The organism is Krasilnikovia sp. M28-CT-15 (assembly GCF_047159595.1).
Taxonomy (GTDB): Bacteria; Actinomycetota; Actinomycetes; order Mycobacteriales; family Micromonosporaceae; genus Actinoplanes.
This window is the reverse complement of record NZ_BAAGAK010000001.1, coordinates 2,506,959-2,520,532: the sequence shown is the minus strand read 5'-3', so window position 1 is coordinate 2,520,532 and position 13,574 is coordinate 2,506,959. Positions and strand designations below refer to the sequence as shown.

Here is a 13,574-nt window from a genome sequence, read left to right as displayed (position 1 = left end):
CGCGCCCGGCGCCCGCACCGCGGCCCAGCGGCACCGGCCGCGGTCACTCGCCGCGGCGCTGGCGCACCTTGGCGAGGGCCTCGGCGAGGATCGCCTCGCCGTCGGCGTCCGAGCGACGCTCCTTCACGTACGCGAGGTGCGACTTGTACGGCTCCACCCGGCTGCGGCCCGGCGGGTTCTGCCGGTCCAGGCCCGCGGGCTGCCCGCAGCGGGGGCAGTCCCACGTCTCGGGCAAGGTCGCCTCGGCGGCGAAGCGCACCTCGACCCGATGGCCCGTGGCACACCAGTAGGTGACCTCGCGCCTGGGGGCGGGCTCGCTGCGCTCGTCCGGGCGCATCGGGCTGGAGCCGACGCGGCTGCCGCGGATCGCACTGCCACTGGACACGGATGACTCCTGTCTCGAGGGGCGTCGTGTCATGGCCGCCGGAGCGGCGCGGGAGATCCCCCGTTACGGGACCCCGAGGAAAGAACCGCGCGACCCGGACGGAACCGGACCGCGCGGCAGAGTCTACGACTCCCGGGCCGACGGGAGAAGTATCGACGGAGATGCGGAACGTGTCGTTCAGCCGCCGGACTGGGTGACCCGCAGCCAGAGGCCGAGACCGACGATGCAGGCGAACCAGACGACGCCCACCAGCACGGTGTAGCGGTCGAGGTTCTTCTCCGCGACGCTGGAGCCGGACACGGCAGAGGAGACACCGCCACCGAACATGCTCGACATGCCGCCACCCTTGCCGCGGTGCAGCAGGATCAGCAGGGTCAGCAGGATGCTGGTGATGAACAGCAACACGATCAACGTGTAGGTGAACGCGATCGGCATGGTCGGTTTCGTCCTCTCGACGGGCACAGCAGCGCCCCAACAATAGCGGTCACGCCCACGCCCAGCCGCCCCGGGGACGGCCGGGCGTGAACGCCACTAACAGCCCACGGGACGCTAACGGCCCACGTGCTCGGAGAACCGGCAGATCCCGGCGAATTCGTCCGCGTCCAGGCTCGCGCCGCCGACGAGCGCGCCGTCGACGTCCGGCTGCGCCATGATCGCGGCAGCGTTGCTGGCCTTGACGGAGCCGCCGTACTGGATCCGGACCGCCTCGCCGACCTCGGCGCCGTGGCGCTCGGTCAGCCGGGCCCGGATCGCGCCACAGACCTCCTGCGCGTCCTCCGGGGTGGCGGTCCTGCCGGTGCCGATGGCCCACACCGGCTCGTACGCGATGACGGTCTGCTTGACCTGCTCGGCCTTGAGCCCGTCCAGGCCCGCGTCGACCTGGGCCAGCACGTGCGACACCTGGTCGCCGGCCTCCCGGATCTCCAGGCCCTCGCCGACGCAGAAGATCGGCGTCAGCTCCGCCGCGAACGCCGCCTTGATCTTCGCGTTGACCAGGGCGTCGTCCTCGTGGTGGTACTGGCGGCGCTCGGAGTGCCCGATCACCGTGTAGGTGCAGCCCAGCTTCGCCAGCATGCCGCCGGAGATCTCTCCGGTGTACGCACCGCTGGTGTGCGCCGAGACGTCCTGCGCGCCGTACCCGAGTTGCAGCTTGTCGCCGTCGATCGCGGTCTGCACGCTGCGCAGGTCCGTGAACGGCGGCAGCACCACGACCTCGACCTCGGCGAGGGTCCGCTCGGGCAGGCTGGCCGCGAGTTTCTGCACCAGGAGGATGGCCTCCAGGTGGTTGAGGTTCATCTTCCAGTTGCCGGCGATGATCGGCCGACGGGTTTCGCTCATTGTCACTTCTCCAGGGCCGCGACGCCGGGCAGGGTCTTGCCCTCCAGGTACTCCAGGGAGGCGCCGCCGCCCGTGGAGATGTGCCCGAAGGCGGTCTCGTCCAGGCCGAGCGTGCGCACGGCCGCGGCCGAGTCGCCGCCGCCGACCACGGAGAACCCGTCGATCTTGGTGATGGCCTCGGCCACCCCCCGGGTGCCCGGGGCGAACGGGGCCAGCTCGAACACGCCCATCGGGCCGTTCCAGAACAGCGTCTTCGCGCCGCCGATGGCGTCGGCGAACAGGGCCACCGACTCCGGGCCGATGTCCAGGCCGAGCCGGTCCGCCGGGATCTGCGAGGCGGGCACGGTCACGTGGTCGGCGTCGGCGGAGAACTCCGTCGCCGCGACGACGTCGACCGGCAGCACGATCCGGCCCTGCGCCCGCTCCAGCAGATCGGCGCAGGTCTGCACCATGTCCTCTTCGAGCAGCGACTTGCCGACCTCGTGGCCCTGGGCCTTGAGGAAGGTGAAGCACATGCCGCCGCCCACGAGCAGCTTGTCGACCTTGGGCAGCAGCGCCTGGATGACCGCCAGCTTGTCGGAGACCTTCGAGCCGCCGAGCACCACCACGTACGGCTGCTCCGGGCTCTCGGTGACCTTCTTGAGCACCTCGACCTCGCGCAGCACCAGGCCACCCGCGTAGTGCGGCAGCCGGGCGGGCACGTCGTACACCGAGGCGTGCTTGCGGTGCACCGCGCCGAACGCGTCGTCGACGTACGCGTCCGCGAACGCCGCCAGCTGGTCGGCGAACGCGCCGCGCTCCGCGTCGTCCTTGCTGGTCTCGCCTGCGTTGAAACGCAGGTTCTCCAGCAGCAGCACCTGGCCGTCGGTCAGCGCCGCCGCCTTCGCCTGCGCGTCCGCGCCGACCGTGTCGGCGGCGAACACCGCCGGCGAGCCGAGCAGCTCACCGAGCCGGGCGGCCACCGGGGCCAGGGTGAACTTGGGGTCGGGCGCGCCCTTGGGGCGGCCCAGATGCGAGCACACCACGACGCGGGCACCCGCGTCGCGCAGCGCGACCAGCGTCGGCAGCACCGCGCGGATGCGGCCGTCGTCGCTGATGACGCCCGGGTTGGCTTTCTCGAAGGGGACGTTCAGGTCGGCGCGCACGAGCACGCGCCGACCCGAGACACCCTCGCCGAGCAGGTCGTCGAGAGTCTTCACGCTGTCGTCCTCAGGCGCCGACGAGCTTGACCAGGTCGACCAGGCGGTTCGAGTAGCCCCACTCGTTGTCGTACCAGCCGACGACCTTGACCTGGTTGCCGATGACCTTGGTCAGGCCCGCGTCGAAGATGCACGACGACGGGTCGGTGACGATGTCGGCCGACACGATCGGGTCCTCGGTGTACGTCAGGAAGCCGCGCAGGGCACCCTCGGCGGCGGCCTTGACCGCGGCGTTGACCTCGTCCACCGAGGTCTCGCGCGACGCGGTGAAGGTCAGGTCGGTGGCCGAGCCGGTCGGGATCGGCACGCGCAGCGCGAAACCGTCCAGCTTGCCCTTGAGCTCCGGCATGACCAGCCCGATCGCCTTGGCGGCGCCGGTCGAGGTGGGCACGATGTTCAGCGCGGCGGCACGGGCCCGGCGCAGGTCCTTGTGCGGGCCGTCCTGCAGGTTCTGGTCCTGCGTGTACGCGTGGATCGTGGTCATCAGACCCTTCTCGATCCCGACCGCGTCGTGCAGCGCCTTGGCCATCGGGGCCAGGCAGTTCGTCGTGCACGAGGCGTTGGAGATGACCGTGTGCTTGGCCGCGTCGTAGAGGTTGTCGTTGACGCCCATCACGATCGTGATGTCCTCGTTCTTGGCGGGCGCCGAGATGATGACCTTCTTCGCGCCGTTGTCCGCATGCACCTTGGCCTTGGTGGCGTCGGTGAAGAACCCGGTCGACTCGATGACCACGTCGGTCCCCAGGTCAGCCCACTTCAGGTTGGCCGGGTCCCGGTCCGCGAACGCCTTGAAGGTCTTGCCACCCACGGTGATCTCGTCGGCGGTGGCCTTCACCTCGTGCGGCAGACGGCCGAGGATCGAGTCGTACTTGAGCAGGTGGGCGAGGGTCGCGTTGTCGGTCAGGTCGTTGACACCGACGATCTCGATGTCGGCGCCCGAGGCGAGAACCGCCCGGAAGAAGTTACGGCCGATACGGCCGAAGCCGTTGATGCCAACCCGGATGGTCACAGGTGGATCTCCTCGTTTCGGTCCGCCGGCGATGCGACCGGCGGAGGACTGTGTGCCGACCATTGCTCGCGGGCCGGCTGTGTGGTCCCGGCCGCCGCGCCTTACGGAGGATCCCCGCCGCCGCACAGGCGGCAGGGCGGCGCGGTCGGCCCTGCTGCCGGCACCGTCGCCGTCCCCCAGACCCTATCGGAGCAACGTACGACGCATGTCGCCGGGGCGCGACCTTATCGTTACTTCAGGTCCACAGCTGTGTCCGTCAGCCGTCCGCTTTCGCCGACCCCGGCGGCCTGGTGCCCGACGTCCCGCGCTGCGCCGGACGGTCCTGGCCTTCGCCCGCGTCGTGCCTGCCCAGCTGGGTCAGCAGGCCATCATCTCCGGCGTGACGGCGGCCTCCGTGTCGGGGATGCCGAGGTCGCGGGCCCGCTTGTCGGCCAACGCCAGCAACCGGCGGATCCGCCCGGCGATGGCGTCCTTGGTCAGCGGCGGGTCGGCCAGCGCCCCCAACTCCTCCAGCGATGCCTGCCGGTGTTCCAGCCGCAGCCGACCGGCCGAGGTGAGGTGGTTCGGGGCCTCATCGGCCAGGATCTCCAGGGCGCGGGTGACCCGGGCCGCGGCGGCCACCGCGGCGCGGGCCGAGCGGCGCAGGTTCGCGTCGTCGAAGTTGGCCAGCCGGTTGGCGGTGGCGCGAACCTCGCGGCGGACCCGCCGCTCCTCCCAGGCCAGCACGCTGGCGTGCGCCCCGATGCGGGTGAGCAGGGCGGCGATCGCGTCCCCGTCCTTGATCACGACCCGGTCCACCCCCCGCACCTCCCGCTCCTTGGCGGTGATCCCGATGCGCCGGGCGGCGCCGCGCAGCGCCAGGGCGGCCTCCGGGCCGGGGCAGGTGATCTCCAGGGCGCTGGAACGGCCCGGCTCGGTGAGCGAGCCGTGCGCCATGAACGCACCGCGCCACGCGGCGACCGCGCAGCACACGTTCGCGGACACCACGTGCGGGGGCAGCCCGCGCACGGGGCGCCCGCGCACGTCCAGCAGCCCGGTCTGGCGGGCCAGCGCCTCGCCGTCCTTCACGATGCGCACGATGTAGTGGCTGCCCTTGCGCAGGCCGCCGGAGGCCAGCACATGCACCTCGCTGGGGTAGCCGTACACGTCGGCGATCTCGCGGCGCAGCCGCCGGGCCACCGCCCCGGTGTCGAGCTCAGCCTCGACCACGACGCGGCCCGAGACGATGTGCAGCCCGCCCGCGAAGCGCAACAGGGCCGCCATCTCGGCCCTGCGGCAGCACGGCTTGGGCACGTCGACCCGGCTCAGCTCATCCTTCACCGCTGCGGTCATCGCCATCGTCGTCGTCACCTCGCGCGCCGGATCGTGAACTTTGTGTGGCCGTGGTCGTCTGATGCTTAACGAGCGGCACCCAGGACAGGCACCAGTGCAACGCCCAACGACTCAGGATCATGCCTGGGGCTGCCACCCGCAACGGCGACGGGGGCCAGGACCAGCCGCGCCCCGAGCGCCTGAGCCGCCTGGTGCACCGGTTCCGGCTCGCCCACCCATCTGGCGTCCGCCAGCACGGCGTCGACGTGCAGGCCGGGCAGATACCAGTGCAGGGCGGCCAGGTGGTCGGCGACCGACAGGCCGAGCGTCTCGATGTCCGTGGCGAGGTTCAAGGTCACCAGCCGCCGGGCCTGGCTCTTCATGATCGCCTCGGCGAGCTGCGGCACCAGCAGGTGCGGCAGGACACTGGTGTACCAGCTACCCGGGCCGAAGATCAGCCAGTCGGCCTCGGCGACCGCGGTCAGGGCGGACGGGCAGGCGGGCGGCGAGGGCGGCATGAGGCGTACGGCCTCGATGTGCCCCGGCGTGACCGCGACCGCGTGCTGGCCACGGACCGTGACCGTGTCGCCGGGACGCTGCGGATCGACGCCGCGCACGTCCGCCTCGATGCCGACGGGCTCCAGGGCCATCGGCAGCACCCGGCCGCGCGCCCCCACGAGCCGCCCCGCGTGCTGCAACGCCGCGACCGGGTCGCCGAGCAGCTCCATGAGGCCGACCAGCAGCAGATTCCCCACGGCGTGCCCGGCGAGGGGGTCGCGGCGGTCGGCCACACCCGTGATCCGCCGGTCGGCGGTGGCGTCCTCGGTGCCCACCTTCGCGGCGCCGGATCGGTCGTCACCACCACGGTCGAGGTGGCCGCTCACGGCGAAGCGGTACTGCAGGAGGTCCGCGGTGCGCTGATGGAACGGATCGTCGTCGGCCAGGGCCGCGAGGGCCTGACGCAGGTCGCCCGGGGGCAACGAGTCGCGCTCGGCCCGCAGGCGGCCACTGGACCCGCCGTCGTCGCCGACCGTGACCACCGCGGTGATGTCCAGGTCCAGGGCGGGCGCGGTGTGACGCAAGGCGCGCAGCGAGGCGGAGAGGCCGTGGCCGCCGCCGAACGCGACGACCTTGAGGCGGCGGGGGCCCTCGGTCACTCCCGCCCCAGGTCGCGGTGGGAGGCGAGGGCGGACAGGCGAAGCTCGCGCAGCCGCGAGGTGAGTTCCTCGGCGAGGGCCACGCTGCGGTGCTTGCCGCCGGTGCACCCCACGGCGACGGTGAGGTAGCGCTTGCCCTCGCGCTCGAATCCGGCCGCGGTCGAGGCGATCAACTCCGCGTACGTGCGGACGAAGTCTCCCGCGCCGTCCTGGCCCAGCACGTACCCGCTGACGGACTCCTCCAGGCCGGTGTGCTCGCGCAGCTCCGGCACCCAGAACGGATTGGGCAGGAACCGGGCGTCCATGACGTAGTCGGCGTCCGGGGGCAGGCCGTACTTGAAGCCGAAGGAGAGCACGGTGATCCGCAGCTTGCGGACGTCCTCGCCGCCGAAGAGCTCCTCGACCCGGCGGCGCAGCTGGTTGACGTTGAGGTGGCTGGTGTCGATGATCACGTCCGCCTGCTCGCGGGCCTCTTCGAGCAGCTTGCGTTCCGCCGCGATGCCGTCGGCCAGCCGGCCGTCGCCCTGCAGCGGGTGCGAGCGGCGCACGCTCTCGAACCGCCGGATCAGCACCTCATCGTCGGCGTCCACGAAGACCACCCGCGGGTGGAAGCCGCGGTCCTTCAGCGCGCGGACCGCGCCGCCCAGGTCGGTGGAGAAGGCCCGGCTGCGCACGTCCAGCACCATCGCGGTACGCCGAGCCGCCCCGCCGGCCTCGAACGCGAGCTGGGCCATGTCGAGCATGAGTGCCTGGGGCAGGTTGTCGACGACGTAGAAACCGACGTTCTCCAGCGCGCGGGCGACCGTGCTGCGGCCGCCACCGGACAGCCCGGTCACCACGACCAGGTCGGTGCCGGCCTCGTCGGGGCCCGGCTCCTCCGGAGCGAACTCCGGCATGGACTCACTCACGCACGTCCTCCTGCGCTGCGCTGCGCCCGAGCTCGGGCGGACACTGCATCCTAGGCCGACCCCGCGCTGCCCGGCTGCCCGGCCTGGGGTCCGATACCCGATTCGGTCACGGAGCCTTCCGCGGCCGGGCGCAGCGCGGTGAGCACCGCCTCAGCGGTACGCCGGCCGATCCCGGGCACCTCGGTCACCTCCTCCGGCGTGGCCTGCGCCAGGCGCTTGAGCGACCCGAAGTGCCGCAGCAGCGCTTTGCGCCGGGTTTCCCCCAGGCCGGGGATGTTGTCCAGCGCGGATGCCGTCATCCGCTTGGAACGACGCTGACGGTGAAACGTGATGGCGAACCGGTGCGCCTCGTCGCGGACCCGCTGCAACAGGTACAGCGCCTCGGAGGTGCGCGGCAGGATGACGGGGAAGTCGTCTCCCGGCAGCCACACCTCCTCGAGGCGCTTGGCCAGCCCGCACAGCGCCACGTCGGTGATGCCCAGGTCGGCCAGGACCGCCGCGACCGCGTTGACCTGCGGCTGACCGCCGTCCACGACGACCAGCTGCGGCGGGTACGCGAACCGGCGCGGCCGCCCGGTCAACGGGTCGATGCCGGGCAGTTCGGTGGCCGCAGGTCCACCCCCGGCGGATGCCGGCCCATCGTCGGCGCCAGCCGGTTCACCGCCGCCAGCCGGCTCACCACCGCCAGCCGGCTCACCGCCGCCGGTCGGCCAGGGCGGTGGGGACGTCGCGCCGCCCTCCGGCGCGGCCAGACCGGAGCCGTCGGCCGCGCGGGACGCCGCTGTGCCCGCCTCGGCGCGGTAGCGGGCGAAGCGACGCCGCATCACCTCGCTCATCGCGGCCAGGTCGTCGGTGCCACTGCCGTCGGGGTTGCCGCGCACCGCGAAGCGGCGGTATTCGCTCTTGCGGGCCAGCCCGTCCTCGAACACCACCATGCTGGCCACCACGTCGGTGCCCTGGATCTGCGAGACGTCGAAGCATTCGATGCGCAGCGGCGCGGACTCCAGACCCAGCGCGTCGGCGATCTCGTCGAGCGCCTTGCTGCGGGTGGTGAGGTCGCCGGCGCGGCGCAGCTTGTGCCGGGCCAGGGCCTCGCCGGCGTTACGCGCCACGGTCTCCATCAGGGCGCGTTTGTCCCCGCGTTGCGGGACCCGCAGGGTGACCCGGCTGCCGCGGTGCTCGCTGAGCCAGTCGGCCAGCGCCGGGGCGTCCGCCGGCAGCTCGGGCACGAGCAGTTCCCGGGGGACGTCGCCCTCGCCGTGCTCGTCGCCGTACACCTGGGTGCAGAAGTGGTGGACCAGGTCGCCGGTGCTCAGTTCCTCGGTCTTCTCCACCACCCAGCCGCGCTGGCCGCGCACGCGGCCGTCGCGCACGTGGAAGACCTGCACGGCGGCCTCGAGCGGGTCCTCCGCGAACGCGACGACGTCGGCGTCGGTGCCGTCGCCCAGCACCACGGTCTGCTTCTCCATCGCCCGGCGCAGCGCGGCGATGTCGTCGCGCAGCCGCGCCGCGCGCTCGAATTCCAGCTGCTCGGAGGCGTCGAGCATGTCGCGCTCAAGCCGTTTGACGAACGTGTCTGTGCGCCCGGCCATGAAGTCGCAGAAGTCGTCGACGATGGCCCGGTGCTCCGTGGCGCTGACCTGGCCGACGCATGGGGCGGAACACTTGCCGATGTAGCCGAGCAGGCAGGGTCGGCCGATCTGTCCGGCGCGCTTGAACACCCCGGCCGAGCAGGTCCGCGCCGGGAAGACGCGCAGCAGCAGGTCGAGGGTCTCGCGGATGGCCCAGGCATGCGAGTACGGCCCGAAATACCGCACGCCCTTGCGTTTGGCGCCGCGCATCACCTGCAGGCGCGGGAACTGTTCGTTGAGGGTGACGGCGAGGAACGGATACGACTTGTCGTCGCGATACTTGACGTTGAACCGGGGGTCGAACTCCTTGATCCAGGAGAACTCGAGCTGCAGCGCCTCGACCTCGCTGCCGACCGTGACCCAGTCGACCGCCGCCGCGGTGGTGACCATCTGCTGGGTGCGTGGGTGCATCGACCACGTGTCAGCGAAATACGAGTTCAGCCGGTTGCGCAGGCTCTTGGCCTTGCCGACATAGATCACCCGGCCGGTGGGGTCGCGGAAGCGATACACGCCGGGGGCGTCGGGCACGGTCCCGGGCGCCGGCCGGTAGCTGGACGGGTCAGGCACGGCTCAACAGTAGTGCGTGGCCCTGACATGATTAGCCGACCGGAGGCCCGTCGCCGCCGCCACGGCGTCGGGCCTCCGGCCGGAAACTCGGGTGGGTCCCGACATCAGGCCTTGACGATGTTGTCGCCGTCCACCTTGACCTTGGTCTCGGGCAGCCCCTTGGTGGCCGGGCCACCCTTCGGGGAACCGTCCTCGATGGAGAACGTGCTGCCGTGACACGGGCAGCTGATCACACCGTCGTCGACCTTGTTGACGTCGCAGCCCGCGTGGGTGCAGACCTTGCTGAACGCCTTGAAGGTGCCCTCGCTGGGCTGGGTGATGACCAGATCGCCCTGGATGATGCCGCCGCCCTTGGGCACGTCGGCCACCGCGGCGAGCGCCGTGGCCCCGCCGGAGTCGCCGCCCTTGGAGCCGCCGCCGGCCGGGAAGCCCGCGTCGGCGCCCTTGCTGCCGGCCGGGGCGGGGTTGTTCTGGAAGTCGCTGCCGCTGGGGTTCGAACCGCTGCTGCCGCCCGATGTGCCGCACGCGGCCAGCAGGCAGGTAGCGCCGAGGGCGCCGGCACCGGCCAGCACGGCGCGGCGGGGCGCCACGGCACCCGGGCGGGTCGGCTCACCCTGCGGGTTCGCGGTGTCGGTCCTCGCCTGCACGTCAGTCATGTGTCGGTACCCTCCAGTGCCCTCGGCCGCGCCCGGGACCTCACGCGGCGTTGTCATTAGATACGCGGAATCCGCTGCAGCGGTTCATGGGTCGGACCGAAATTATCCGGGCGCCTCGGACGTTGTTCTCCCCCTTTGTGACGTTTACAGGATGCTTTCGGGTGGATTTCGGGGACGGCCGGTCCCCGGCCACCACAGCTACACCAGGCCCGCGGCGTGGGGCCTGGTGTAGCTGTGTGTTACCTGAGAGCGGGAAGGTCGCCGCTGCGGAAGTCCGCCGCGGGCGCCGCGGGTCAGCTGTCCGCGGTGGCGGCTCGCGAGCGCGAGGCGCGCGGCTTCGCGGCACTCGCTGCCGCACCGTTCGCCTTCGCCGGACTCGCTGCCGCACCGTTCGCCTTCGCCCGGGTACGCGCGGTGGCACCGTTGGACCGCGAGGCGGCGGGCGCCTTGCCGTTGCCGTTCGCCTTGGCGGCACGGGCCACCGCCGCGGCGCACCCTTGCGGCTGCCCGGACAGTCCCAGCACGTGGCGCAGGAAGCCGCCGGTGTGGCTTTCGGGCACCTCGGCCAGTTCCTCCGGGGTGCCGGTGGCCAGCACGAGACCACCCTTGCTGCCACCCTCCGGGCCCATGTCGATCAGCCAGTCCGCGGTCTTGATGACGTCGAGGTTGTGCTCGATGACGATCACCGTGTTGCCCTTGTCGACCAGCCCGCCGAGCACGGTCAGCAGCTTGCGGATGTCCTCGAAGTGCAGGCCGGTGGTCGGCTCGTCGAGCACGTACACCGTGCGGCCCGTGGAACGTTTCTGCAGCTCCGAGGCGAGCTTGACGCGCTGCGCCTCCCCGCCGGACAGGGTCGGGGCGGGCTGGCCGAGCCGCACGTAGCCCAGGCCCACGTCGACCAGGGTGCGCAGGTGTCGGTGGATCGCCGGAATCGCGGAGAAGAACTCCGCCGCCTCCTCGATCGGCATCTCCAGCACCTCGGAGATCGTGCGCCCCTTGTAGTGCACCTCCAGGGTCTCCCGGTTGTACCGGGCGCCCTTGCACACCTCGCACGGGACATAGACGTCCGGCAGGAAGTTCATCTCGATCTTGATCGTGCCGTCGCCCGCGCAGTTCTCGCAGCGGCCGCCCTTGACGTTGAACGAGAACCGGCCTGGGCCGTACCCGCGCACCTTCGCCTCGGTGGTCTCGGCGAACAGCTTGCGGATGTTGTCGAACACGCCGGTGTAGGTGGCCGGGTTCGACCGCGGGGTACGCCCGATCGGCGACTGGTCGACCCCCACCACCTTGTCGACGTGCTCGAGCCCGGTGATGCGGGTGTGCCGGCCGGGCACCATCCGGGCGCCGTTGATCTGGTTGGCCAGCACGGTGTGCAGGATGTCGTTGACCAGCGTCGACTTGCCCGAGCCGCTGACCCCGGTGACCGCGACGAACTGCCCCAGCGGGAAGCCCACGGTCAGGTTGCGCAGGTTGTGCTCCCGGGCGCCCTGCACCACCAGCTCCCGGCCGGGGTCACGCGGCCGGCGCTGCGCCGGAGTCGGTATCGACTTGCGCCCCGACAGGTACGCCCCGGTCGGCGACTGCTTGCTGTCGAGCAGGCCCTGCACCGGGCCGCTGTGCACGATCCGCCCGCCGTGCTCGCCCGCGCCGGGGCCGATGTCGACCACCCAGTCCGCCGTGCGGATGGTGTCCTCGTCGTGCTCGACCACGATCAGCGTGTTGCCGAGCTTCTTGAGCCGCACCAGGGTCTCGATGAGCCGGTGGTTGTCCCGCTGGTGCAGGCCGATCGACGGCTCGTCCAGCACGTACAGCACGCCGACCAGGCCGGAGCCGATCTGGGTGGCCAGCCGGATCCGCTGCGCCTCGCCACCGGAGAGGGTGCCTGCGCCGCGGTCGAGGGACAGGTAGTCCAGGCCCACGTCGACCAGGAACCGGAGCCGGGCGTTGATCTCCTTGAGCACCCGCTCGGCGATCATCTTCTGCCGGTCGTCGAGTTCGATCGTGGCCAGCAGTTCGGCGCAGTCGCCGACCGACAGCGAGCACACCTCGGCGATGCTCCTGCCGGCGATCGTGACCGCCAGGACCTCGGGCTTGAGCCGCGCCCCACCGCACGACGGGCACGGCACGTCGCGCATGTACCCCTCGTACTTGTCCCGGGACCAGTCGCTCTCGGTGTCGGCGTGGCGGCGTTCGAGCCACTGCACCACGCCCTCGAAGCCGGTGTAGTAGGAGCGCTCCCGGCCGTACTTGTTGCGGTAGCGGACGTGCACCTGGTCGTCGGAGCCATGGAGGATCGTCTTCTGGGCCCGGGCGGGCAGCTGCCGCCACGGGGTGTCGATGCTGAACTTCTCCTGCTCGCCGAGCGCCTCCAGCAGCCGCAGGAAGTACTCCAGGGTGGTGCCGCCGGACCACGGCTGGATCGCGCCCTCGCGCAGGCTGCGCTCCACATCCGGGATGATCAGCTCCGGGTCGACCTCCTTGCGGGTGCCCAGCCCGGTGCATTCCGGGCAGGCGCCGTACGGAGCGTTGAAGGAGAACACCCGCGGCTCGAGATCCTCGATCGCGAGGGGGTGGTCGTTGGGACAGGCCAGGTGCTCGGAGAAGCGCCGCTCCCGGTGCGGGTCGTCCTCGGGCAGGTCGACGAAGTCGAGCAGCACCATGCCCCCGGACAGCTGCAGCGCGCTCTCCACCGAGTCGGTGAGCCGCTGTTTGCTGCCCGATTTGACGCTGAGCCGGTCGACCACCACCTCGATGGTGTGTTTCTCCTGCTTCTTCAGCTTCGGCGGCTCGGTGAGCGGATGCACCACCCCGTCGACGCGGGCCCGGGCGTAGCCCTTGGACTGCAGCTCACCGAAGAGGTCGACATACTCCCCCTTGCGGCCGCGCACCACCGGGGCCAGCACCATGAACCGGGTGCCCTCGGGCATCGCCAGGACCCGGTCGACGATCTGCTGCGGGGTCTGCCGGCTGATCCGCTCCCCGCACACCGGGCAGTGCGGGATGCCGGTGCGGGCGAACAGCAGCCGCAGGTAGTCGTAGACCTCCGTGATCGTGCCGACCGTGGAGCGCGGGTTGCGGGAGGTGGACTTCTGGTCGATCGAGACCGCCGGTGACAGGCCCTCGATGAAGTCGACGTCGGGTTTGTCCATCTGGCCGAGGAACTGCCGCGCATACGACGACAGCGACTCCACGTAGCGGCGCTGCCCCTCGGCGAAGATCGTGTCGAAGGCGAGGCTGGACTTGCCCGAACCGGACAAGCCGGTGAACACGATGAGGGCGTCCCGGGGCAGGTCGAGGTTGACGTCGCGCAGGTTGTGCTCCCGCGCGCCGCGGATGATCAGTCGGTCGGCCACAGCCAGCCACTCCGTCTTGAGGTCTTCGGGTCCGGGATTCAGTCGCGGCAACTCTAGCCA

10 protein-coding genes and 1 pseudogene are annotated in these 13,574 nt (G+C 71.4%); all 11 read right to left on the bottom strand.

The annotated features are described in order from the left end of the window. Window positions 1-43: 43 nt before the first annotated feature. On the bottom strand, window positions 44-385 hold the full coding sequence (locus tag ACMCNO_RS11910; protein WP_412749467.1) for an RNA polymerase-binding protein RbpA: 342 nt from the start codon (window positions 383-385) through the stop codon (window positions 44-46). Window positions 386-562: 177 nt separating this feature from the next. Further along, window positions 563-820, bottom strand: a complete 258-nt coding sequence (gene secG / locus ACMCNO_RS11905; protein WP_412749466.1) for a preprotein translocase subunit SecG — start codon at window positions 818-820, stop codon at window positions 563-565. Window positions 821-934: 114 nt separating this feature from the next. Next, window positions 935-1,723, bottom strand: coding sequence for a triose-phosphate isomerase (gene tpiA / locus ACMCNO_RS11900; protein ID WP_412749465.1), 789 nt, complete (start codon window positions 1,721-1,723; stop codon window positions 935-937). Between the two features lie 2 nt (window positions 1,724-1,725). Continuing rightward, window positions 1,726-2,922 (bottom strand): phosphoglycerate kinase, encoded by a 1,197-nt coding sequence (locus ACMCNO_RS11895; protein WP_412749464.1) that lies wholly within the window; start codon window positions 2,920-2,922, stop codon window positions 1,726-1,728. A gap of 10 nt (window positions 2,923-2,932) precedes the next feature. Next, window positions 2,933-3,931 carry a type I glyceraldehyde-3-phosphate dehydrogenase gene (gene gap, locus ACMCNO_RS11890; RefSeq protein ID WP_412749463.1) on the bottom strand — a complete coding sequence of 333 codons (999 nt, stop codon included), beginning with the start codon at window positions 3,929-3,931 and terminating at the stop codon, window positions 2,933-2,935. 357 nt (window positions 3,932-4,288) lie between these two features. Next, complete coding sequence (whiA, locus tag ACMCNO_RS11885; protein ID WP_130511592.1) at window positions 4,289-5,269, bottom strand: DNA-binding protein WhiA; 981 nt, start codon at window positions 5,267-5,269, stop codon at window positions 4,289-4,291. 59 nt (window positions 5,270-5,328) lie between these two features. Continuing rightward, on the bottom strand, window positions 5,329-6,399 hold the full coding sequence (locus ACMCNO_RS11880; RefSeq protein WP_412749462.1) for a gluconeogenesis factor YvcK family protein: 1,071 nt from the start codon (window positions 6,397-6,399) through the stop codon (window positions 5,329-5,331). Then, complete coding sequence (gene rapZ / locus ACMCNO_RS11875; RefSeq protein ID WP_412753679.1) at window positions 6,396-7,295, bottom strand: RNase adapter RapZ; 900 nt, start codon at window positions 7,293-7,295, stop codon at window positions 6,396-6,398. The genes ACMCNO_RS11880 and rapZ overlap by 4 nt, the downstream gene beginning before the upstream one ends. Window positions 7,296-7,357: 62 nt before the next feature. Next, window positions 7,358-9,505 carry an excinuclease ABC subunit UvrC gene (gene uvrC / locus ACMCNO_RS11870; protein WP_412749461.1) on the bottom strand — a complete coding sequence of 716 codons (2,148 nt, stop codon included), beginning with the start codon at window positions 9,503-9,505 and terminating at the stop codon, window positions 7,358-7,360. Between the two features lie 104 nt (window positions 9,506-9,609). After that, window positions 9,610-10,161 (bottom strand): Rieske (2Fe-2S) protein, encoded by a 552-nt coding sequence (locus tag ACMCNO_RS11865; RefSeq protein WP_412749460.1) that lies wholly within the window; start codon window positions 10,159-10,161, stop codon window positions 9,610-9,612. Between the two features lie 380 nt (window positions 10,162-10,541). Then, window positions 10,542-13,514: pseudogene (gene uvrA / locus ACMCNO_RS11860) on the bottom strand (excinuclease ABC subunit UvrA); the annotation flags it as partial. Window positions 13,515-13,574 lie beyond the last annotated feature (60 nt).